General features: G+C 66.7%; 24 protein-coding genes. 8 read left to right on the forward strand and 16 right to left on the reverse strand.

Annotated elements, in window-relative coordinates:
• Positions 1-6 precede the first annotated feature (6 nt).
• From ASF32_RS21905 to ASF32_RS21930, 6 genes are all read right to left on the reverse strand, one after another.
• On the reverse strand, positions 7-465 hold the full coding sequence (locus ASF32_RS21905; RefSeq protein WP_018043013.1) for a peptidylprolyl isomerase: 459 nt from the start codon (positions 463-465) through the stop codon (positions 7-9).
• Positions 466-469: 4 nt separating this feature from the next.
• Positions 470-970: a hypothetical protein gene (locus tag ASF32_RS21910; protein WP_200919222.1), complete on the reverse strand. Its 501-nt coding sequence runs from the start codon at positions 968-970 to the stop codon at positions 470-472.
• Positions 967-1,533, reverse strand: a complete 567-nt coding sequence (locus tag ASF32_RS21915; RefSeq protein WP_018043011.1) for a peptidylprolyl isomerase — start codon at positions 1,531-1,533, stop codon at positions 967-969. The genes ASF32_RS21910 and ASF32_RS21915 overlap by 4 nt, the downstream gene beginning before the upstream one ends.
• Before the next feature lie 44 nt (positions 1,534-1,577).
• Positions 1,578-2,078: a pantetheine-phosphate adenylyltransferase gene (gene coaD / locus ASF32_RS21920; RefSeq protein WP_056433597.1), complete on the reverse strand. Its 501-nt coding sequence runs from the start codon at positions 2,076-2,078 to the stop codon at positions 1,578-1,580.
• Positions 2,079-2,524: 446 nt separating this feature from the next.
• Positions 2,525-5,281 (reverse strand): DNA gyrase subunit A, encoded by a 2,757-nt coding sequence (gyrA, locus tag ASF32_RS21925; protein WP_056433600.1) that lies wholly within the window; start codon positions 5,279-5,281, stop codon positions 2,525-2,527.
• Between the two features lie 360 nt (positions 5,282-5,641).
• A complete protein-coding gene (locus ASF32_RS21930; RefSeq protein ID WP_056433603.1) occupies positions 5,642-6,016 on the reverse strand; it encodes a YciI family protein in 375 nt (124 codons plus the stop codon).
• A gap of 127 nt (positions 6,017-6,143) precedes the next feature.
• Between ASF32_RS21930 and ASF32_RS21935 the strand changes: the two genes are divergently transcribed.
• A complete protein-coding gene (locus ASF32_RS21935; protein WP_056433605.1) occupies positions 6,144-6,836 on the forward strand; it encodes an HAD-IA family hydrolase in 693 nt (230 codons plus the stop codon).
• Positions 6,837-7,159: 323 nt separating this feature from the next.
• On the opposite strand, the gene ssb is transcribed toward ASF32_RS21935, so the two are convergent.
• Positions 7,160-7,726: a single-stranded DNA-binding protein gene (gene ssb, locus ASF32_RS21940; protein ID WP_056433608.1), complete on the reverse strand. Its 567-nt coding sequence runs from the start codon at positions 7,724-7,726 to the stop codon at positions 7,160-7,162.
• 180 nt (positions 7,727-7,906) lie between these two features.
• Positions 7,907-8,923 (reverse strand): NADP-dependent oxidoreductase, encoded by a 1,017-nt coding sequence (locus ASF32_RS21945; protein WP_056433610.1) that lies wholly within the window; start codon positions 8,921-8,923, stop codon positions 7,907-7,909.
• 177 nt (positions 8,924-9,100) lie between these two features.
• On the opposite strand from ASF32_RS21945, the gene ASF32_RS21950 reads away from it, so the two are divergent.
• Positions 9,101-9,505, forward strand: a complete 405-nt coding sequence (locus ASF32_RS21950; protein WP_056433613.1) for a DUF4174 domain-containing protein — start codon at positions 9,101-9,103, stop codon at positions 9,503-9,505.
• Between the two features lie 84 nt (positions 9,506-9,589).
• Here the strand turns inward: ASF32_RS21950 and ASF32_RS21955 are convergent, their stop codons facing one another.
• Entirely contained in the window at positions 9,590-10,111 is a 522-nt protein-coding gene (locus tag ASF32_RS21955) for a hypothetical protein (protein WP_056433616.1), read from the reverse strand.
• Positions 10,112-10,392: 281 nt separating this feature from the next.
• Between ASF32_RS21955 and ASF32_RS21960 the strand changes: the two genes are divergently transcribed.
• Positions 10,393-11,121, forward strand: a complete 729-nt coding sequence (locus ASF32_RS21960; RefSeq protein WP_200919225.1) for a phosphodiester glycosidase family protein — start codon at positions 10,393-10,395, stop codon at positions 11,119-11,121.
• Positions 11,122-11,131: 10 nt separating this feature from the next.
• Here ASF32_RS21960 and ASF32_RS21965 read toward each other — a convergent pair whose 3' ends face one another.
• The 4 genes from ASF32_RS21965 to ASF32_RS21980 all read right to left on the reverse strand — a co-directional run bounded on the left by ASF32_RS21965 (position 11,132) and on the right by ASF32_RS21980 (position 15,483).
• Positions 11,132-11,488: a hypothetical protein gene (locus ASF32_RS21965; RefSeq protein ID WP_056433621.1), complete on the reverse strand. Its 357-nt coding sequence runs from the start codon at positions 11,486-11,488 to the stop codon at positions 11,132-11,134.
• A 20-nt stretch (positions 11,489-11,508) separates the two neighbouring features.
• Positions 11,509-12,627, reverse strand: a complete 1,119-nt coding sequence (locus ASF32_RS21970; RefSeq protein WP_056433624.1) for an NADH:flavin oxidoreductase/NADH oxidase — start codon at positions 12,625-12,627, stop codon at positions 11,509-11,511.
• A gap of 563 nt (positions 12,628-13,190) precedes the next feature.
• Entirely contained in the window at positions 13,191-15,134 is a 1,944-nt protein-coding gene (locus ASF32_RS21975; RefSeq protein WP_056433627.1) for a propionyl-CoA synthetase, read from the reverse strand.
• A gap of 166 nt (positions 15,135-15,300) precedes the next feature.
• The gene (locus ASF32_RS21980) at positions 15,301-15,483 is read right to left on the reverse strand and encodes a DUF465 domain-containing protein (RefSeq protein WP_056433631.1); all 183 of its coding nucleotides are present in this window, start codon (positions 15,481-15,483) and stop codon (positions 15,301-15,303) included.
• A 221-nt stretch (positions 15,484-15,704) separates the two neighbouring features.
• Between ASF32_RS21980 and ASF32_RS21985 the strand changes: the two genes are divergently transcribed.
• From ASF32_RS21985 to ASF32_RS22005, 5 genes are all read left to right on the forward strand, one after another.
• A complete protein-coding gene (locus tag ASF32_RS21985; protein ID WP_056433634.1) occupies positions 15,705-15,923 on the forward strand; it encodes a DUF465 domain-containing protein in 219 nt (72 codons plus the stop codon).
• A 286-nt stretch (positions 15,924-16,209) separates the two neighbouring features.
• A complete protein-coding gene (purE, locus tag ASF32_RS21990) occupies positions 16,210-16,707 on the forward strand; it encodes a 5-(carboxyamino)imidazole ribonucleotide mutase (protein ID WP_056433636.1) in 498 nt (165 codons plus the stop codon).
• Positions 16,708-16,712: 5 nt separating this feature from the next.
• Complete coding sequence (locus ASF32_RS21995; RefSeq protein ID WP_056433794.1) at positions 16,713-17,807, forward strand: 5-(carboxyamino)imidazole ribonucleotide synthase; 1,095 nt, start codon at positions 16,713-16,715, stop codon at positions 17,805-17,807.
• A 299-nt stretch (positions 17,808-18,106) separates the two neighbouring features.
• The gene (locus ASF32_RS22000; protein WP_056433639.1) at positions 18,107-18,979 is read left to right on the forward strand and encodes a tetratricopeptide repeat protein; all 873 of its coding nucleotides are present in this window, start codon (positions 18,107-18,109) and stop codon (positions 18,977-18,979) included.
• Positions 18,980-18,989: 10 nt separating this feature from the next.
• On the forward strand, positions 18,990-19,499 hold the full coding sequence (locus ASF32_RS22005; protein ID WP_056433642.1) for a lysozyme inhibitor LprI family protein: 510 nt from the start codon (positions 18,990-18,992) through the stop codon (positions 19,497-19,499).
• 140 nt (positions 19,500-19,639) lie between these two features.
• Here the strand turns inward: ASF32_RS22005 and ASF32_RS25655 are convergent, their stop codons facing one another.
• From ASF32_RS25655 to glpX, 3 genes are all read right to left on the reverse strand, one after another.
• A complete protein-coding gene (locus tag ASF32_RS25655) occupies positions 19,640-20,518 on the reverse strand; it encodes a hypothetical protein (protein ID WP_156467930.1) in 879 nt (292 codons plus the stop codon).
• Between the two features lie 138 nt (positions 20,519-20,656).
• Positions 20,657-21,112, reverse strand: coding sequence for a GNAT family N-acetyltransferase (locus ASF32_RS22015; RefSeq protein WP_056433797.1), 456 nt, complete (start codon positions 21,110-21,112; stop codon positions 20,657-20,659).
• Between the two features lie 5 nt (positions 21,113-21,117).
• Positions 21,118-22,113, reverse strand: coding sequence for a class II fructose-bisphosphatase (gene glpX, locus ASF32_RS22020; RefSeq protein WP_056433649.1), 996 nt, complete (start codon positions 22,111-22,113; stop codon positions 21,118-21,120).
• Between the last annotated feature and the right edge of the window lie 12 nt (positions 22,114-22,125).

A 22,125-nucleotide genomic window follows, 5' to 3' on the forward strand; every position in this document is an offset into this window, starting at 1 on the left:
ACCGGTTCAGGCGGTGCCGACCGTGGCCTTGACGATCTTGTCCGGCGAGCGGGGCGGCTCGCCCTTGTTGAGGCTGTCCACCACGTCCATGCCTTCGGTCACCTTGCCCCAGACCGTGTACTGCTTGTCGAGGAAGCGGGCATCGCCGAAGCAGAGGAAGAACTGCGAATTGGCCGAATGCGGGAAGTTGGTGCGGGCCATGGAGCAAGTGCCGCGCACATGCGGCTCGTCGTTGAACTCGGCCTTCAGGTCCGGCAGGTCGGAACCGCCCGAGCCGGTGCCCGTCGGGTCGCCGGTCTGGGCCATGAACCCGTCGATGACGCGGTGGAACGGCACGCCGTCGTAGAATCCCTGTCCCGCCAGCGTCTTGAGACGCTCGACATGGTTGGGGGCGAGATCCGGGCGCAGCCCGATGACGACGCGGCCCTTGGTGGTTTCGAGGATGAGGGTTTCGGTATCGGCCATGGGGTCAGACTCCTTGTCCCTGGGGACCTTGGTAGATGAATCGCAGGGCGATCGGGCGCCCCGCGATGGCGGCGCCGAGCGCCGGCGTGATCGCGACCGGCGTGCAGCGCCGGATCGCGTCGAGGGTCGAGCGGGTCAGGATATCCCTGCCGCGCTGATCGGCATTCTGCATCGAGAAGGTGATGCGAGGCTCGCCGATGACGGACCCGTCGCGGCGGAGCGCGAAACGGGCGGTGATCTCGGTACGCGGGAAGCCGGCGAGGCCCTGCGGTATCTCCCAGCAGGCAGCCAGCCTCGGATACAGATCCTTCAGCGTGTCGGCCGGATTCACGGCGATGCCACCCTCCGGCACCTGCACGGTGGAGCGCAGAGACTCGGGCAGCGCCAGGGGCAGGCCGGACGCTGCCAGGGCGGCTCCTGCAAAAGCCGCCGCGAACGGGATGGCGACCGCCGACGCGACGACGGCGAGGCGCGTCGGGCGCCTCACTGTCGCGCCTCCGCTCATTTCGCGCCTTGGGCCATCTGCATCTTCACGATCTTGTCGGGGTTTTGGACTGCGCCGCCCGGAGCGCCCGCGGCGGCCTTCTTGATCTTGTCGACGACCTCCATGCCCGAGGAGACGAGCCCGATAACGGTGTACTGCCCGTTCAGGAACGGTGCATCGCCGAGGCAGATGAAGAACTGCGAGTTCGCCGAGTTCGGATCCGACGAGCGGGCCATGCCGAGCGTGCCGCGCCGGAACGGCGATTGCGAGAATTCGGCGGGGATGTTCGGCAGGGACGAACCGCCGGTGCCGTTGCCCTTCGGGTCGCCGGTCTGGGCCATGAACCCGTCCATGACGCGATGGAACTTCAGCCCGTCATAGAAGCCCTTCTTGATGAGGGTCTTGAGCTGGGCCACGTGCTGCGGCGCGAGATCGGGGCGCAGCTCGATGGTGACGCGGCCATCCTTGGTGTCGAGATAGACCGTGTTGTCGTCGGCGGCCCGTGCCACGGGCGCGAACCCGATCATGGCGGCGAGGGCCAGGGACAGGAAGGCGGTCCGCCGATGGAGGGTCCGATGAGTCATGAGGGGGCGGTCTCCGGTCCGTTGAAAGAGGGGGATGGAAGGGATCAGGCTTGCGTGAAGCGCGCGGCGAGCCGTTCCGCCACGAGGGGAGGAACGAAGGGCGAGACATCGCCGCCCATGGCCGCGATCTGGCGCACCAGGGTGGCGGTGATCGGCCGAACGCCGGTGGAGGCGGGCAGGAACACGGTCTGCACCTCCGGCGCCATGGCGCCGTTCATGCCGGCGAGTTGCATCTCGTAGTCGAGATCCGTGCCGTCGCGCAGGCCGCGGATGAAGATGCTGGCGCCCGAGCGCCGTGCGGCCGACACCGCCAGATCGTCGAAGGTGACGATGTCGAGGCTGGCGCCTTCGGCCTCCGCCAGGGGGGCGCAGGTCGCCCGCAGCAGATCCGCGCGTTCCTCGGGCGAGAACATGGGGGCCTTGCCCGGATGCACGCCGATGGCGATCACCAGGTGCTGCACGAGCCGGCATGCCTGACGGATGACGTCGAGGTGTCCGTTCGTGACCGGATCGAAAGAGCCAGCGTAGAGCGCGGTGCGGATCATCACCGGTGGGCGTAGAGCATTTCGCCTCGAAACGGAACCGCCCGCGACCAGCCCGGCCCGATGGCGAATCCTCCCCGTAATGGACCGGCGCACGAAAAAGGGCGGATGCCCCGATGGAGCGCCCGCCCGAAGTTTCGGTCTTCGAAGTCTGGTCGACGACGTCCGGCTTATGGATTCGCCAAGCGAAGTGCCGGAACGTCAGAGCCTTTTCGCAACTCCACGCTGCGCCGAACGTCTCGTTCGGTCCGGCGCGGATCGTGGAGCGATATCTCTCTGAAGCTGAACTTATCGATGCATCGCGGCGCCGGATATGACTTGGCTGCAACACCGAAGATCAGTGACCGAAACGAGAATGCCGGCCAAGTCTTGCGACTCGACCGGCATTCCCCGCGACAATGTTCAGACTGGTCTCGAACGATTCCAGACCGGCCTGAACAGGGCCGTCTTCAGGTGGCGTCGCCTGCGGGATCGATTGCCGTCACCTCTCCGGCATCGTCCTCACCTTCGCCTTCACCTTCGATATGCTCGACGGAGACCACGCGCTCGGTCTTCTCGGTGTTGAACACCGTGACACCCTGCGAGGCGCGGCCGACGATACGGATATCGTCCACCGGCACACGGATGAGTTGTCCGGCATTGGTCACCAGCATGATCTGGTCGGAGGGCTGGACCGGGAAGGAGGCGACGAGGTTGCCGTTGCGCGGGTTGACCCGCATGGCGGTGATGCCTTTGCCGCCGCGACCCGAGATTCGATACTCGAAGGACGAGCTGCGCTTGCCAAAGCCGCGCTCGGAGAGGGTGAGCACGAATTGCTGGGCCGCGCCCATTTCGGCGTAGCGCTCCTGGGAGAGAAGCGGCGCATCGGTGGCGATGTCCTCGGAATCGGCATCGCCGCCCTCGGTGTCGCCGATCACGGCCCGCTGCATCTTCAGGAAGGCGCCCCGCTCCTCGGGCGTCGCATCGAAGCTGTTGAGGATCGTCATCGAGATGACGCGGTCGTCCTGCGCCAGGCTGATGCCGCGCACGCCGGTGGAATCGCGGCCCTTGAAGACGCGGACATCCTCCACCGGGAAGCGGATGCACTGGCCGGCTTGCGTGGTGAGCAGGACGTTCTGGTCGGCGCGGCAGATCTCCACGTGAACGATGTGGTCGCCCTCATCGAGCTTCATGGCGATCTTGCCGGCGCGGTTCACCTGCACGAAGTCCGAAAGCTTGTTGCGCCTCACGCCGCCGCTGGCGGTGGCGAACATGACGTCGAGCGTCTCCCAGGAGGCTTCGTCCTCGGGCAGCGGCATGATCGTGGTGATGCGCTCCGTGCCCGCATCCATGGCGAGGATGTTGACCAGCGCCTTGCCGCGCGCGTTGGGGGCGGCCATCGGCAGGCGCCAGACCTTCTCCTTGTAGACCTGCCCCTGGTTCGAGAAGAACAGGACCGGCGTATGGGTGCTGGCCACGAACAGGCGGGTGACGAAATCCTCGTCGCGGGTGGACATGCCCGAGCGGCCCTTGCCGCCCCTGCGCTGGGCCCGGTAGGTCGAGAGCGGCACGCGCTTGACGTAGCCGGCATGGGACACGGTGACGACCATGTCCTCGCGCTGGATCAGGTCCTCGTCCTCGACGTTCGAATCCCAGTCGAGGATCATGGTCTTGCGCGGTGTCGCGTAGGCTTCGCGGACTTCGCGCAGCTCGTCCTTGACGATCGTCATGATGCGCAGGCGCGAGCGCAGGATGTCGAGGTAGTCGGCGATCTCGTCGGCGAGCTTCTGGAGTTCGTCGCCGATCTCGTCGCGGCCGAGGGCCGTGAGGCGCTGCAGGCGCAGGTCGAGGATGGCGCGGGCCTGGATCTCCGAGAGGCGGTAATTGCCGTTCTCGTCCACGCGGTGGCGCGGGTCGTCCACCAGGGCGATGAGCGGCGCGATGTCGAGGGCCGGCCAATGACGGCCCATCAGCGCCTCGCGGGCGGTGTTCGGATCGGGCGAGGTGCGGATGAGGCGGATGACCTCGTCGATATTGGCCACCGCGATGGCGAGGCCGCACAACACGTGGGCGCGCTCGCGGGCCTTGCCGAGCAGGAACTTGGTCCTACGGGACACGACTTCTTCGCGAAAATCGACGAAGGCCGTGAGCAGGTCCTTCAGGTTCATCAATTCGGGGCGGCCGCCATTCAGCGCCACCATGTTGCAGCCGAACGAGGATTGCAGCGGCGTGAAGCGGTAGAGCTGGTTCAGCACCACGTCGGCCATCGAATCGCGCTTGATCTCGATGACGATGCGCATACCGTCGCGGTCGGATTCGTCGCGCAGGTCGGAGATGCCCTCGACCCGCTTCTCCTTCACCAGCTCGGCGATCTTCTCCATGAGAGTCGCCTTGTTCACCTGATACGGGATCTCGGTGAAGATCAGCGCCTCGCGCTCCTTGCGAAGCTCTTCCACATGGGACTTCGCCCGCATGATGACCGAGCCGCGGCCCGTGGCGTAGGCCTGCCGCACGCCGGCGCGGCCGAGGATCGAGCCGCCGGTGGGGAAGTCGGGGCCGGGGACGTATTCGGTCAGCTGCTCGATCGTCAGGCCCGGCTCGTCGATGAGGGCGATGCAGGCGTCGATGAGCTCGCCGAGATTGTGCGGCGGGATGTTGGTGGCCATGCCCACCGCGATGCCGCCCGCTCCGTTGACGAGGAGGTTGGGGAAGCGCGCGGGCAGAACCTTCGGCTCCTCGCGCGACTCGTCGTAGTTCGGCTGGAAGTCGACGGTGTTCTTGTCGATATCGGCGAGCAACGCGTTGGCGGGCTTGGCCAGACGCGACTCGGTGTAGCGCATGGCCGCCGGCGGATCGCCGTCCACGGAGCCGAAATTGCCCTGCCCGTCGATGAGCATGAGCCGCATCGAGAAGTCCTGGGCCATGCGGACCAAGGCGTCGTAGATCGATTGGTCGCCATGCGGATGGTAGAGACCGATCACGTCGCCGACGATGCGGGCCGACTTGACGTATTTCCGCTCGGGCAGGTGCCCGCTCTCATAGGCCGAGTAGAGGATGCGCCGGTGCACCGGCTTCAGGCCGTCCCGCGCATCGGGCAGCGCCCGGCTCACGATCACGCTCATGGCGTAATCGAGATAGGAGCGGCGCATCTCGTCGGTGATGGAAACGGGCTTGATGTCCGAGGCGGGCGGCGTCGCGCCGGCGCCGGTATCGTCTTTCTCTGCCAAGGTCTTCGATCTCTGCCTGTGACGGTCCCGGCGGGCCGGGTCCGCGTGGAGCGACGGGCGCTACGGAAAGTGGGGGGCGGGGCGTTCCGCGTGGCCTCGAAAAGGCCGGCCGCGTCACGTCCTGGCTCGGACGTCCTTCATACGCCATCCGGTGCCGCTGCGCCACCGCCGGACATGTCGCGACGACATCGACAAACCCCATGCGTCGCAAGCGCTTGCGACGCCGATTTCAGCGCATGAGCGCCGGTTGTTTCCCGGCCTCTTCCCCGAATGGGTTGAGGCGCGGCCGAACCCGATCCGGGGCCCAGGTCGGAGTGTCGCGAGACGGCCTGCAATGGTGGGGTCGGAGCCTCGTGCTCCTCACCCCGCCGCAGCGCCCGCGAAATCGGACATCTCGTAGAGCGGCCGGATCTCGATCTCGCTCGGGCCGGGCATCGGGTTGGGACAGCGCTTCACCCAGTCGAGCGCTTCCTCCATGTCCTTCACCTGCCAGAGCCAGAAGCCGGCGACCAGTTCCCCGGTCGCGGCGAAGGGGCCGTCGCTGACGGTGCGGGAGGCACCATCGAAGGCGACCCGCTTGCCCTTGGCGGAGGGGTGCAGGCCCTCGCCGGCGAGGAGGATGCCCGCCTTGGCGAGTTCCATGTTGAACTCGCCCATGGCGGTGAGCAGGTCGAGGGAGGGCATGATCCCCGCCTCGCTGTCTGTGGTCGCCTTGACCAGAACCATGACGCGCATCGATTCGCCTCCCCTGCTCGATCGTGCCCATGGAAGCACGAAGGCACGGTTCGTGTGAACTCACAGACCGCTGGGCCGGTTACCCGACGCCATCGATCCCGCCGCATCCATCGACAGGGGCAAAGTCATGCTCGTTCGCCCGAAAGCCGTCGCTTTCGATATCATCGGCACCGTGTTCAGCATGGAGCCGATGCGGCCCGCCCTGGTGGCGATGGGCTTGCCGCCCCTCGCCCTGGACTTCCTCTACACCGCCGGCCTGCGGGACATGTTCGCCCTGGCGGCGACAGGCACCTTTGCGCCGTTCCAGTCCGTGCTGTCGGGGTGCCTGGACGAGGTGCTCGCCATGCATGGCCTCTCCGCCTCGCCGGAGGACAAGACGGCTTTGCTCGGCATGATGAAGGCCCTTCCGCCGCACGAGGACGCCAAGGCGGCATTCGAGGTTCTGGCCGATGCCGGCATCCGGGTCTTCGCACTGAGCAACGGCGCAGCCGCGACCACGAGGGGATTGCTCGCTGCGGCCGGCATGGAGGGGCTCGTCGAGCGGGTTTTCTCCATCGAAGAGGTGAAGCTCTCGAAGCCGCGCCCCGAGTTCTACCGCCATGCCGCGCGGGCCGCCGCCCTCGCCCCGAGCGAGATGGCGATGATCGCGACCCACCCTTGGGACCTCCACGGCGCCAGGATCGCCGGCCTCATGACTGGCTATGTCGCTCGTGGCGTGCCGTACTCACCGGACCTCGAGGCACCGGATCTGACCGGGGAAACCCTGCTGGAGGTCGCATCGGCGATGGTGCGGCTCGGGCCGTCGCAACCCGACGCCTGATGCCTGTTCGCTATCGGGGCGCCCGTCCGTCCGCTCCAGTGAGCGTCTTTTGAATTTATCGAGCTGCTCGACGTCTGTTCCCCGGTTCACGAGCGGTCGATATGAGGCGCGACAGCACTCCCTCTCCTGGAAGGAGAGGGCTGGGGTGAGGTGTGGTCCATCTCCGGAAAGGTCACACACCTCACCCTGTCCCTCTCCTTCCAAGAGAGGGGACCCGCGCTGCCCGCGAGATATGTGACTATCTTCGCCGTGAGCGGGCCGGGTGGAGGCCGATACGCCTAGCTTCCCGTCCGTCGGATGCCGTTGACGGGAACGGCAGATCCCTAGAACGGGATATCGTCGTCGAGGTCGTAATTGGGCTTCGAGGTGCTCGCCGCCGGCCGACGCTCGCCGCCCGAGGAACGGCCGCCGCCGTATTCCCCGCCGCGATCGCCACCCCGGTCTCCCCCGCGATCCCCGCCACGGCCGCCGCCGTAATCGCCGCCACGGCTGATCTGGCCGCCGCCCTCGTCGTCGGCGCCCATTTCTCCGCCGCCGCTACGACCGTCGAGGAGCGTGAGTTCACCGCGGAAGCGCTGGAGCACCACCTCGGTGGTGTATTTCTCGACGCCGGACTGGTCCGCCCATTTCCGGGTCTGGAGCTGGCCCTCGATATAGACCTTCGAGCCCTTGCGCAGGTACTGCTCGGCCACGCGGGCGAGGTTCTCGTTGTAGATCACCACCGAGTGCCACTCGGTCTTCTCCTTGCGCTCGCCCGAGGCCTTGTCCTTCCAGGATTCGGACGTGGCGATGCGCAGGTTGACCACGGGATCGCCGGAGGCGAGGCGCCGGGTCTCGGGGTCGCGCCCGAGATTGCCCACCAAAATCACCTTGTTGACGCTGCCGGCCATGCCGCTCTCCTCTCGATCGATCTCACTGACGGAAGGGCCTCACGCGCCGTCCGTCCCGTTCGCCCTTCATGAACGTCGGACAGGCGGCCCGCAATCGGGAGGGCGAATTTGTCCCCACCGATCACAGGTCGATGTTCTATCTTTGTTCGTTTTGGCGCGCAAGGATCGCGCACCTGCTGGTCACGCGATCCGCACCAGCATCTTGCCAAAATTCCGGCCTTTCAGCAGTCCGATGAAGGCCTCCGGCGCCGCCTCCAGTCCTTCGACGATGTCTTCCCGATGCTGGATGCGCCCTTCTCTCAGCCAGGTTCCGACCTCACTCAGGAACTCCTCCTCCTGGTCGGCGAAATCCCACACGATGAAGCCGCGCAGGGTCAGGCGCTTGGTCAGGATGGCGCGCATGATGACGGGGCTGCGGTCCGGCCCCGAAGGCAATTCGGTGAGGTTGTAGCCCGAGACGAGGCCGCAGACCGGGATGCGGGCGAAGTCGTTGAGGAGCGGCAGCACGGCGTCGAACACCGCGCCGCCGACATTCTCGAAATACACGTCGATCCCGTCGGGACAAGCGGCGGCAAGCGCGCCGGGCAGGTCGTCGGTGCGGTGATCGACCGCCGCGTCGAAGCCGAGCACGTCGGTGAGGTAGGCGCATTTCTCAGGACCGCCCGCGATGCCGACGGCGCGCGCGCCCTTCAGCTTGGCGATCTGGCCGACGAGGGAGCCTACCGGCCCGGCAGCGGCGGCGACCACGACGGTCTCGCCCGCCTTCGGCTGCCCGATGGTGAGGAGGCCGGTATAGGCGGTCATGCCCGGCATCCCGAGGACGCCGAGCGCCGTGCTGACCGGCGCCGCTTCTGGATCGAGCTTGCGCAGCCCCTGTCCCTTGGTTACCGCGAAATCCTGCCAGCCCCCGAAGGCGGTCACCACGTCGCCCTCGTGGAAATCCGGATGCCGCGAAACCACCACCTCCGATACGGTGGCCCCGACCATGGGCGCGCCGATGGCGACAGGCTCGGCATAGGATTTCGCCGCGCTCATCCGTCCGCGCATGTAGGGATCGAGGGAGAGGAGGCGGTTGCGGAGCAGCACTTCCCCCTCCCCCGGCGTCGGTGTGCGGCTCTCCTCGAGCCGGAAATGCGCGGCGGTCGGCTCTCCGTGCGGACGGGAGGCGAGGACGATGCTGCGGTTCACGGCGACCATGATCTGACGCTCCGGTTGTGATGACGAATCCGCTGAACGGGCGTGCGGGAATCGAGGGACAACCCGACAAGGCCGATCTGGCTCGGGGTGTTCCCGTCGCAGGGCCGGGGCACCGCCCGCGCCGAGCGGCGTTGACGCCCATGGGCACATGCCCGTCACCTCGATCGGTATACCCGGATGGCCCGCCCGCTTCTCCTCGCCAGTATCGCTGCCATGTCCGGCCTTGCGTCGCAGGCACTCGCCGAAGATCCCCTCGCCGCCCATCGCTGGACTTCACGCGTTCTGGTCATCGTCGCTCCAGACGGTGAAGATCCGCGAATCGAGGCGCAGAGACGCGAGGCGCGGGCGCGACGGGCGGATTACGCGGAGCGCGACCTCGTCGTGGTGGAGGCGATCGGGACAGGCGCCGAGGCCAAAAGCATCCGCAACCGCTTCGGGATTGGGGAGCGGGACTTCCGTGTCGTGCTGGTGGGCAAGGACGGCGATGCGAAGCTCGTCGAAGCCGCCCCGATCCCGGCCCCCCGCCTGTTTTCCACTATTGATGCCATGCCGATGCGCAAGGACGAGCGAGGCCGGCGATAGCGCATGGGTTGGCCGAGGGGGCAACGAAAAAGGGACCGCCGAGGCGGTCCCTTTCCCATTGAAGTCTTCTCGAACGAGACCGGCTCAGTAGCAGCGCTCGACCAGGACCCGGCGAGGTCCGTAGGGAGTCCAGCGGGTACGCGGGACGGTGTAGCATTCGCCACCGTAACCGCCGTATCCGCCATAAGCGGCCGGGGCGTAACCATACCCGTAGGCCGGGTATCCGCCATAGCCACCGTAGCCGCCATAGAGTCCGCCAGCGGCGAGGCCGAGGCCGACACCGAGGCCGAGACCGCCGAGGCCGTAGCCGTAGCCACGGCCGTAACCGCCGCGCCAGCCGTAGCCGCGATGCCCACCCCAGCCGCCGCGATAGCCGAAGCCTGCGCTCCGGAAGCCGCCGCGATAGCCGCCGAAGCCACCGTGACCGAAGCCCCCGCGGCCGAAGCCGCCATGGGCGAATCCACCGCGTCCGAAGCCACCATGGCCAAACCCGCCACCATGGCCGAATCCGCCACCATGGCCGCCCCAGCCACGGGCTTCCGCCGTCGCCGGGATCATCGCCAGAGCGCCGACCATCGCGGTCGCTGCCAGAACAATGCGTTTCATCGTCTTGTCTCCAAAGACAGGTTCTTGTCCCCAGTGGTTGCAGAACGCCCCGGCTCCGCAAAGGGTTCATGGCGCATTTTGTCCCGCACCGGCCGTGCCGATCACAGCTCGGTGAGACGGGCGACCGTCACGCCTTGAAAACGCCTCCGGTTTCGGGCGAGGACACCCCGCGCCACGCCGTCCGCATGGGACGACGGACGGTTCGTTCGCCCCGGGATTCACCGATGACGTCAACGCGACCCAACCTTGCCCGTGCTGTTGCCCGAGCCTTTGCCGGGGCCATGCTTCTTGGGGGCGTGGCCGGACTCGCTCCCCTACCTGCGCGGGCCGCGCCCGCCACAGCCTCTCCGTGCAAGGCGGTGCAGTCCGAGGGCGAGACCTTCACGATCTGTACGGTGGATCTGCGCCGCGAGCGGGTCCGGGTGTTCTGGCTCGGCGCCGACGGCCTGCCCTATTCGTCGCTGTCGACGCTGGGCGAAAAGATCGGGCCGAAGCTCAGCTTCGCCATGAATGGCGGCATGTACGACAAGGGCCAGGCGCCGGTCGGCCTCTATGTGGAGGAGGGCCGCGAGATGAAGGGCGTCTCCACCGCCAACGGGCCGGGCAACTTTCACCTCAAGCCCAATGGTATCTTCTACGTGAAGGGCGAGCGCGCTGGCGTCGCCGAGACGGCCCGCTACCTGCGCCAGAAGATCAAGCCGGATTTCGCCACCCAATCGGGACCGATGCTGGTGATCGACGGCAAGATCCACCCGAAGATCTCCAACGACGGGCCGAGCCAGAAGATCCGCAACGGCGTCGGCGTCCGCGACGACGGCCGCACGGCGATCTTCGCCATCTCGGAGCGCCCCGTGACCTTCGGTTCCTTCGCCCGCCTGTTCAAGGACACGCTCGGCTGCGCCAACGCGCTGTTCCTCGACGGCAGCGTGTCCAGCCTCTACGCGCCGGGCATCAACCGCTCCGACATCAGCCGGCCGCTGGGGCCGCTGGTGGGGGCGGTGGCGAAATAGGGCGGCCGGATCAGGCCAGCCGCGTCCGCTTGCCGAAGGCGACCCTGAGCCGCGCCTTGGCGAGTTCGGCGATCTCCGTCATCGATTCGATCCGCACCATCGGCATCTCCGCGCCGATGAGGCTCGTTGGCTCGAAGCTGAAGAGCAGGTGGCGTACGCCGATCTCCAAGGCCGTCACCCCGTCGGACTGGGTGAGATCCTCTCCGAAAATCTCGATGAGCGGCCCGTCCGGGTCGCCCTTCTCGATCTGGATGATGAAGTAGCCGGCCGGCTCCTCTTCGTCGTCCGCGCCGGAGATCAGGCTGATGCCGTTCTCCTCGTCGTAGCGGACGCGCTGCACCGTGATCGTCGTGATGTCGTCGTCCATGGTCTTTGCCTGAAATCGGGTCAGCGTTGCCCGAACTGGGTATCGCGGAACAGGGTCTTGAACTGGCGCGGCTGGCAGCGCCAGTACTGCTTGGGCGCACTCACCTGGGCGCCGAGCTCGGCCGCCGCATGCCACGGCCAGCGCGGATCGTACAGCATGGCGCGGGCGAGCGAGACCGCATCGGCCTTGCCCTCGGCCAGGATCGATTCCGCATGGGCCGCCTCGGTGATGAGGCCGACCGCGATGGTGGTGAGCCCGGTCTCGGCCTTTACCCGCTCGGCGAAGGGAACCTGATAGCCGGGCGAGAGCGGGATCTCCTGGCGCGTGGAGAGGCCGCCGGTGGAGACGTGGATCGCCGCCGAACCGCGCCGCTTCAGCGCATGGGCCAGTTCCACGGTCTCGTCGAGCGTCCAGCCGCCCTCGACCCAATCGGTGGCCGAGACCCGCATCCAGACCGGCTTGCCCGCCGGCACGACCTCGCGCACCGCCTCGAAACATTCCAGCGGAAAGCGCATCCGGTTCGCGAGGCTGCCGCCATAGGCATCCGTACGGCTGTTGGAGAGCGGCGAGAGGAACTGGTGCAGTAGGTAGCCATGGGCGCCGTGGAGTTCGAACCCGTCGATCCCGATGCGCAGGGCGCGCTTCGCCGTCTCCACGAACCCGTCGCGGATGCGCTTCAGGCCCTCCGCGTCGAGGGCGTGGGGCGGCACCTCGCCCTCACCATGGGCGATGGCTGACGGCGCCTCCGTGCGCCAGCCGTCCGGCATCTCCGGCTCGATCTGCGAGCCGCCGTCCCAGGGGGCGCGGCTCGAGGCCTTGCGACCGGCATGGTTGATCTGGATCGCGATGGGGATCGGCGCACGGAGCCGCACCGCATCGAGTACCCGGCCCAGCGCCAGTTCGGTCTCGTCCGAATAGAGGCCGAGATCGGTGGGCGAGATCCGCGCCTCCGGCGAGATCGCGGTGGCCTCCAGCGTCAGCAGGCCCGCGCCCGACATGGCGAGCTGCCCCAGATGCATCAGGTGCCAATCGCCCGCTTGGCCCGCATGGGCCGAATACTGGCACATGGGGGCGACGATGATGCGGTTGGGCAGCGTCAGGCCATCGAGAGACAGAGGCTCGAACAGGCGTGCGGTCATGTGCGGGCTCCGGTTTTGGCTGACAGCCTAGATGGAGCACCTGTCTCCCCCGCGCCAGGGATGGACGGGCCACATCTGCGTTTCCCGAACGCCCAAAGCGTCTCCGTTTGCGATACTCCCACATCTCGCGGGCCGCTCGGGTCCCCTCTCCTTCCAGGCAGGGTGATCGCATATGACACCACACCGTCATTCCGGGTCGCCACAGGCGAGCCCGGAATCTAGAGCCGCTGACAGTGTAAAGTCCTGCACCACTTGTGTTTCTGGATCCCGGGCTCCGCTACGCGGACCCGGGATGACGGGGGGGGGGCAGCGGGTTTCTGACAAGCAAATTGGCATATGCGATCGCCCTGCCTTCCAGGAGAGGGAGCCCGTCGCGCCTCACGTCACCATCTCTTTGAGAGAGGAACAGCCATCGAGCAGATGGGTGAATCCAAAAGCTGTCAGCGCAGGGCGTGCAGCTTCAGCGGCTCCCCTCGTCGCTGGGAGCCTGACGCTGCGCTTCTTCTTCGACTGGCGCCGGAACGGGTTCCGCTGAAGCTTCATCAGTCCAGCCAAGGGAACGCTCAGCTCCCGATCCCCCTCCCCTTCAAGCTCTCGCCGATCTCGTCCAGTACGACCGCGTCGTCGATGGTGGGTGGGGTGGTCCAGGCTTCGCCGTCGGCGATTTTCTTCATGGTGCCACGCAGGATCTTGCCCGAGCGGGTCTTGGGTAGCCGTGCCACGGTGACCGCGAGCTTGAACGCCGCCACGGGGCCGATGCGCTCGCGGATGGAGGCGACGAGTTCGCGCTCGATCTCGGCGGCGTCGCGGGAGACGCCGGATTTCAGCACCACGAAGCCGCAGGGCTGTTCGCCCTTCAGCGCGTCGCGGATGCCGATGACGGCACATTCGGCGACATCGGGATGGGCGGCCAGAACCGCCTCCATCCCGCCGGTGGAGAGCCGGTGCCCGGCGACGTTGATGATGTCGTCGGTGCGCCCGAGCACGGTGACGTAGCCGTCCGCGTCGACGATCCCGGCATCCGAGGTGTCGTACCAGCCGGGATAGGTGGTGAGGTAGCTCTGGCGGAAGCGATCGTCCGAGCCCCACAGGGTCGGCAGGCAGCCGGGCGGCAGGGGGAGCCGCAGGGCGATCGTGCCCATCGTGTCGGGCGGCAGCGGCTTGCCGGCCTCGTCGAGGACTGCGAGATCGTAGCCCGGCATCGGCACGCAGGCGCTGCCATGCTTCACCGGCAGCATGCCGATCCCCACCGGATTGCCGGCGATGGCCCAGCCGGTCTCGGTCTGCCACCAATGGTCGATCACCGGCCGGTCGAGGGCCCGCTCGGCCCAGGCGACCGAATCCGGGTCGGCCCGCTCGCCGGCGAGGAACAGGGAGCGGAAGCCGGACAGGTCGTAGGAGGCGACGAGTTCGGCGCGCGGGTCGTCCTTCTTGATCGCTCGTAGGGCCGTCGGTGCCGTGAACAGGCAGGCGACGCCGTATTCCGCCGCGACCCGCCAGAGCGCCCCCGCATCGGGTGTCCCCACCGGCTTGCCTTCGTAGAGGACGGTGGTGCAGCCATGCAGCAGCGGCGCGTAGACGATGTAGGAATGGCCCACCACCCAGCCGATATCGGAGGCGCAGAAATACACCTCGCCGGGCTTCACATCGTAGAGGTTGGGCATCGACCAGGAGAGCGCCACGCAATACCCGCCGGTATCCCGCACCACGCCTTTGGGTTTGCCCGTCGTGCCCGAGGTATAGAGGATGTAGAGCGGGTCGGTCGCCGCGACGGGGACGCAATCGGCGCTGATCCCGGCCGCCTTCGCGCGGGAGACCGTCTCGGCCCAGTCGCGGTCGCGTCCCTCCACCAATCCCGCCTCCGCCTGAGGACGCTGCAGGATGAGACAGGCCGCGGGCTTGTGCGGCGAGGCCGCGATGGCCGCGTCCAGCAGCGGCTTGTAGGGCACGACCCGGCTCGGTTCGATCCCGCAGGAGGCGGCCAGCACCACCTTCGGGGCGGCGTCGGCGATGCGGATCGCGAGTTCGTTGGCGGCGAAACCGCCGAACACCACGGAATGGACCGCGCCGAGACGTGCGCAGGCCAGCATCCCGAACACGGCTTCGGGAATCATCGGCATGTAGATGACGACCCGGTCGCCCTTCTCCACGCCGAGCAGCGAGAGGATGCCGGCGAGGGTCGCCACTTCGTCGCGCAGGGCCGCGTAGCTGATCGTCCGCTTCGTTCCGGTGACGGGGGAATCGTACAGGATCGCCGCCTGCTCGCCCCGTCCCTTCGCCACATGGCGGTCGACGGCGTTGTGGCAGGCGTTCAGCGTCGCGTCGGGAAACCAGCGTCCATAGGCACCGGCCTCCGGGTCGAAGGCGCGGGAGGGGGCGGTCTCCCAGTCGAGCGCATCGGCGGCCTTCAGCCAGAAACCTTCGGGATCGGCGAGGGAGGCGGCATGGACCGGGCCGTACGCGTCCGGTGCTTCAGCCGATTCGGGAGGTGTCGCGGCAGCGTCCATGGCGGTTCGTCCCCGGATGGCCGGTCGAAGGATGCCGGCTTGATCGGAGATTGTAGCTCAAGCCGCGCCCAAGGCGACACGGCCGATATCACCACAAACGAAAGCCGCCGCGCTGTGGAGCGCGGCGGCGTCGTTCTGGAAATTACGAAATGACTTGGAACGGGCTCTAATGCACCGAGTCGGTCGCGGCACGAAGCCGATTGATCTCGTCCTTGAGGTGAAGTTTGCGTCGCTTCAATTCTGCGATCCGTAGATCGTTCTCAGACGGGCTTTGAATCGCGGAATGAAGTTCCCGCTCGAGGGCTTCGTGCTTGAGGGCGAGTTGGCTCAAATGCGTCTGCAGCGACATGAGTCGTTTCTCCTGTCTCGTTCCGACTCAGGTAGATTGGCATAGTATGAGCCGGCTGTCGAAACCGGATTCGGGTGTTGGCCAACATTAGTTAATCGTGCCCGGCGAAGCCCGCTGCGATGGAAGAAGCATCTTCCAGAGCGAATTGCGGCCACCGCCTTGCCGCAGGGGCGTGTGTGCCGCATGGTTTCAACAAGGGGCGTGTCGGGGCTGCAGGTGCGATGGCGGGTGAGTTCGAGGATGACGGGACGGCGGAGTTCGTCGAAGAGCTGGCGCGGCTCCGCCAGGAGCACCGCGACCTCGACGGGGCCATCGACGCCTTGGAACTGAGCGTCGCCGGCGACCAGTTGCAGATCCAACGCCTGAAGCGGCGTAAACTCGGCCTGCGGGACCGGATCTCCTATCTGGAAGACCAGATCACGCCCGACATCATCGCCTAGAGCTGCGCCCGACCACGTCGGGTCGGGCACATCTTCAGGCCTTCTGTTCTGCCGCGCTCTTTTTCGCCGAGCCTGCATCCACGTCGGCGGAGAGCGCTCTGGAACCGGTTTGCCTTGAGCACAGGATTGGCTCGGGCACCGTCTTGCGGGCGGTCGCCCGCCCGCGTATGCGGCACGGTCCGGGTGCAGGATCGCTTCCCGGGATCGCGCCGCCACGAAGACATGGCCTGAACCCGGCCAAGCATGACCAGGCGGCCGCGATCGTCTCGGGAAGGAAGTGACGACGATGGCGGGAGCGCCCCCGGTCGCGATCATCATGGGAAGCCAGTCCGACTGGGCGACCATGCAGCACGCCGCCGATACCCTCGATGCCCTTCGCGTGCCGCACGAGGCGTTCATCGTCTCCGCCCATCGCACGCCGGACCGCCTCGTCACCTTCGCCAAGGGGGCGAAGCAGGCGGGCTACAAGGTCGTGATCGCCGGCGCCGGCGGGGCCGCGCATCTCCCCGGCATGACCGCCGCCATGACCTCGCTGCCGGTCTTCGGCGTGCCGGTGGAATCGAAGGCCCTGTCCGGTCAGGACAGTCTGCTCTCCATCGTTCAGATGCCGGCCGGCATTCCCGTGGGCACCCTCGCCATCGGCCGGGCCGGTGCCGTCAACGCGGCCCTCCTCGCCGCCGCCGTCCTGGCCCTGACCGACACCGCTCTCGCCGAGCGCCTCGATGCGTGGCGAGCCGCGCAGACCGCATCCGTGGCCGAGAGGCCGGAGACACAGATTCCGTGACCGACATGTCCCTCACGCCCGGTTCCACCCTCGGCATCGTCGGCGGCGGCCAGCTCGGCCGCATGATCGCGCTGGCCGCCGCCAATTACGGCCTGAAGGTCCATGTCTACGCCCCCGATGCGACGAGCCCGGCCTTCGATGTCGCTGCCGAGACGACCTGCGCGGCCTATGACGATTCCGACGCCCTCGCCCGCTTCGCGGCGAGCGTCGACGTCGTGACCTACGAGTTCGAAAACATCCCGCGGGAGACCGCCGACCTGCTGGCGCGCCACGCGCCCCTCCGCCCCAGCGCCGACGCCCTCTCCACGACTCAGGACAGGTTGTCCGAGAAGAGCTTCATCAACGATCTCGGCATCGCCACCGCGCCGTTCCGGCAGATCGACACGCCGGACGACCTCGCCCGCGCCCTGGAGGCGATCGGCTTGCCGGCGGTGCTGAAGACCCGCCGCTTCGGCTATGACGGCAAAGGCCAGCGCATCATCCGTACCGCCGAAGAGGGCGACCGGAACGCGATCTTCGCCGAGTTCGGCGGCGCGCCGCTCATCCTCGAAGGGTTCGTGCCCTTCGAGCGCGAGGTCTCGGTGGTGGCGGCCCGTTCCCCCGATGGAAGCTTCGCCGCCTTCGACCTGTGCGAGAACGAGCACCGCGACCACATCCTGGCACTCACGCGCGTGCCCGCACCGAACCTGTCGGAGGAGACCGCCCGGAAAGCGGTGGAGATCGCCCGCAGGATCGCCGAGGCTTTGGACTATGTCGGGATCCTCGCCGTCGAGATGTTCCTGGTGCGAGACGAGGCGGGCGAGCACCTGATCGTCAACGAGATCGCGCCGCGGGTGCACAATTCCGGACATTGGACCATCGAGGGCGCGGTGACGTCGCAATTCGCCCAGCATGTGCGCGCCGTCTGCGGCTGGCCCCTGGGGGATGCCTCGCGCGTCGCCGGGGCCTCCGTCGAGATGCAGAACCTGATCGGCGACGATATCGACGCCTGGCAGGCGCTCCTCGCCGAACCCGGCGCGCATCTGCACCTCTACGGCAAGGGCGACGCCCGGCCGGGCCGCAAGATGGGCCATGTCACGCGGGTGATCCCGGTTGTGTAGACGCCGCGGGTGAGGCGCAAAATTGCGCCTTTTCTGCAACACTGGCCCTCTGCCTCGATCCCGCTCATCGCGTTCTAGGCCCTGCCCCGGCGCGAGCCATACCTTCGCCACATCGCGACGCTTGAGCGGGTGCACCGGCGCTCTTTTAAGCGCGTGTTCACCGCGATGCGGGATCGTGCCGGAATTCGCCGGCCCCCGCGTTGCGCAGCCCCTCACGGAGCGCGCCGGCGGCGGGATGGGCGACAGCAGCGGACGGGAGCGTGCCTTGGGGGCATGGCGATCCCGAGGGGAGAGGGGCAATGACGTTTGTAGTGCCGCGCGCGAAGGCGGGTCTGATCGGGGCCGTGGCGATGGCGGCGGCTTTGGCCGGGTGCGAGACCTATGGCGGTGGCGGGGCAGCGGCGACGCGCCAGTTCGCCGTGGTCGAAACCGATTCCACCGGTGCCACCAACGTCAACATCGCCTCCCTCACCGAGGTTATCCAGCGCAATCCCAACGATGCCGGCGCCTACGTCACACGCGGCGCGGCCTATGCCCGTTCGGGCCAGTTCAACGACGCCATCGGTGACTTCTCGAAAGCCGTCCAGATCGATCCGAATTCGGCCTCGGCCTACAACAACCGTGCCCTCGCCTACCGCCAGACCGGCCGCAACGACGCGGCATTGGCCGATTTCTCGAAGGCGATCTCCGCCGATCCGAGCTACGGGCCGGCCTATATCGGCCGCGCCAACGTGCTGCGCGCCCAGGGCGATCTCGACGGCGCCACCTCCGACCTCAACCAGGCGATCCGCCTGACGCCGGAATCGGCCGAGGCCTACCATGCGCGCGGCCTCGTCCGTCAGCGCCAGGGCCAGAACACCCAGGCCATCGGCGATTTCGACGCCGCCATCGACCGCAATCCCTTCGTCGCCGCGCCCTACGCCGCGCGCGGCCAGAGCCTCATCGCCACGAACCAGTTCGACAAGGCGATCGAGGATTACAACGCGGCCCTCAACGTCAACAACAAGGACGCCACCTCCTGGGCCTATCGCGGTCTCGCCTACGAGAAGTCGAACCGCAAGAAGGAGGCCATGGAGAGCTACCAGCGGGCCGCCCAGCTCGAGCCCGGCAATCCCGTGGCCAAGCAGGGTCTCGGACGTGTGCAGGGCGGCGTAGGCACCCTCTTCAACTGAAGCCCGCACGATGCGCGGAGGATGCTCGAACGGCATCGCCGCCTTGGCGATGCTCACCCTGTCGTCGGGCGGAGTCGCCCTCGCCCAGACGGATACGGGCCGTCAGGCCTCGTCCGACTTGGCGACGATCGAGCGTTGCGTCGGATCCGCCAAGGACGACGGCGCGCGCCTGTCCTGTATCGGGCGTGTCTCCCAGCCCTGCATGGATGCGCCGGACGGTTCGGGCTCGTCCACCATGGGCATGAACGGGTGCTACGCCCGCGAGATCGCGGCCTGGGATACGCTCCTCAACCGCACCTACAAGGATTTGGGCGCGGCGATGAGCGAGGGCGCCAACCTCTCCCTGCGTGACGCCCAGCGGGCCTGGATCGCGTTCCGCGACAAGGCTTGCGAATGGCCGTCCCTCGTCTATCCGGGCGGTTCCATCATCGGCCCTCTCAGCGGCAAATGCCTGCAGATCCAGACCGGTCGGCGCGCCCTCGACCTCGACCGCATCAAGGCAGCGCTCACCGAGCGATAGATGTAGGGTTGTGGTCCAGAGTTATGTGACGGCGACCCATGTCATAGGTTAGCTTGCGAGCCAACTATCCTCTGAAGGCCAAACAGGCAATGACTCCCTTGCTAATTGCTAAGGCCTTCGGTTATGAGGCCTCGATTGCCTCAATAATCATCAGCACCCAATGGTATTTGGTCTGCAAGATTCTCAAACACATGGACTTGGAGACTGTTTCGAAGAGGGATCAACTTATCCGGAAAATTTCCCCCAAGGGCCAAACAAACCGTCACATCAGCCCTTACATTTGCAAAGGCAGCATTTGCTTCTAAAACTGCACGGTATTTGACGCACTGGAACAAGCCCCTTGTAATATCGAGGAGAGGCGCATTTCTTGGCTTTACCTCCGCAACGCATACCCGCCCCTTGTGGGCAAACAGAATGTCGAGCCTATCACCGGATGGAATAGAATGTTCTGTCCGACCCTTCGGATGATCGGGCGAAAGTCCGATAACGACCGGATTGTTGCGTACGAATTCCTTCAGTGCCTTGTGTGCCTGTCCCTCGCCTTGACCTCTACCGTATGCCGCTTCATTAATCAGGTCAGTAATTCCGCTTGCTACTGGTTTGAGACGCAAACTCGATAGGACTTCATCCCAGTACGGGTATTCGTATATCTTTACTCTATACTGTTCAATAACAGATTTTCGTTCCGTCTTGTCTATCCATTTGTAGTCTTCATCGGTTAAAAAGCCGTCGAATCCAGGGCCTGGCAGACCTGTTTGCTTGTTGACTACAAGTGATTGAATATGCGGTATCTTGGTGCCCCAATCTTCGGTCAACTCGATCAGAGCTCTACCCACGCACCCCAGTGGGTAATTCAGCACCCTGGGGTTTGTCATATTCAATTCATCAGCAAGAAATTCGTAGGACAAAGGCCGCTTAGAGGCCGCTTGCCTCACCAAAATCGGCAAAATTCTGCGTGCGCGTTCTTGGTAAAGCTTTTCACCATGCAAATCGTTCGCGATCTCCGACGTCTTTGGCATTTTCCCCCGCTCCTACCGTGACTAACGCTCACAACTCATTATTGCGCTAAGCACCTTCCGGTGGAACTCCCACATCCTACCTAATTTGATGGTTCGGGGAGGGACCTGATGCCGGCTTTCGACCATCCCATCCTCCGTTCAGCCCGGCGGCAAGATCCGCCGGTACTGGATGAAGCCCGACCGGTCGGCGAGCGTATCGTACAAGGCGCGAGCCGGTGCGTTGTCTTCCATCGTCAGCCAGTGGACGCGGTCGACCCTGGCGTGACGGGCCTCGACCATCACCCGCTCGATCAGGGCACGGGCGACTCCCCTGCCCCGGGAGGACGGCGCCGTGAACAGGTCCTGCAGGTAGCAGTACGGTCCACGCGTCCAGGCCGAGGCGTGGAAGATGTAATGGACGAGCCCCACCAGGACGCCCTCATCCTCGGCCACCAACGCATGGATGGGCACGAGGGGATCGTGGATCCGCGACCAGGTCAGGTCGCGGGTCTCCGGCGGGATCGAGGCGCGGTAGAAGTCGAGATAGCCCGACCACAACCCCTCCCAGGCCTCGCGCTCGTCGGGCCGGACGGCGCGGATCGCGAGGCCCGGCACGGCGGTCACGCTTCGAACCGCTCGGGGCGGCGATGCTCGCCGACGATGCGGCGGACGGTGCCGGTGGACGACCGGTAGACCACCGTCTCCGTCACGATCATGCCGGTCTTGAACCGCACGCCCTGCAGGAGCGCCCCGTCGGTGACGCCGGTCGCGGCCACGATCACGTCGCCGCGCGCCATGTCGGCGAGCTCGTATTTGCGGTTCGGATCGCTGATGCCCATCCGGGCCGCGCGCTCGCGCTTGTCGTGGCTGTCGAGGATCAGACGCCCCTGCATATGCCCGCCGATGCAGCGCAGGACGCCAGCCGCGATGACGCCCTCGGGTGCCGCGCCGATGCCGAGATAGATGTCGGCGCCAGTCTCGTCCGGGCTCGTCGTGTGGATGATGCCCGCGATGTCGCCGTCCGAGATCAGGCGGATGCCGGCACCGGTCTCGCGCACGGCGGCGACCAGGCCCATATGGCGCGGCCTGTCGAGGATGATGGCGGTGATTTCGGAGGGGGCGCAGCCTTTGTGCCGGGCGAGCGCCGCGATGTTGTCGGCCGGGCTGGCATCGAGATCGACGAGGCCCTGGGGATAGCCGGGGCCGATGGCGATCTTCTGCATGTAGACGTCGGGCGCGGCGAGCAGCGACCCGTGTTCTGCCAGAGCCATCACCGCGATGGCGCCGGGCATGTCCTTGGCGCAGAGGGTCGTCCCCTCCAGCGGATCGACGGCGATGTCCACCTTCGGCCCGGCCCCGGTGCCGAGTTGCTCGCCGATATAGAGCATCGGCGCCTCGTCGCGCTCGCCTTCGCCGATGACCACCGTGCCGTTGATCGGCAGGAGGTTGAGCTCGCGCCGCATGGCGTCGACGGCGGCCTGGTCGGCCTCCTTCTCGCGTCCCTGGCCGCGAAGCCGGGCAGCGGCGATGGCGGCGCGCTCGGTCACGCGCGCCAGTTCGAGGCTCAGGGTGCGGGTGACCGGATGTCCCGTCTGCCCAATCGTTTCGTCCGCCATCCTGGTCCCGTC

The organism is Methylobacterium sp. Leaf91, assembly GCF_001422815.1.
In the GTDB taxonomy this organism is placed as follows: domain Bacteria; phylum Pseudomonadota; class Alphaproteobacteria; order Rhizobiales; family Beijerinckiaceae; genus Methylobacterium.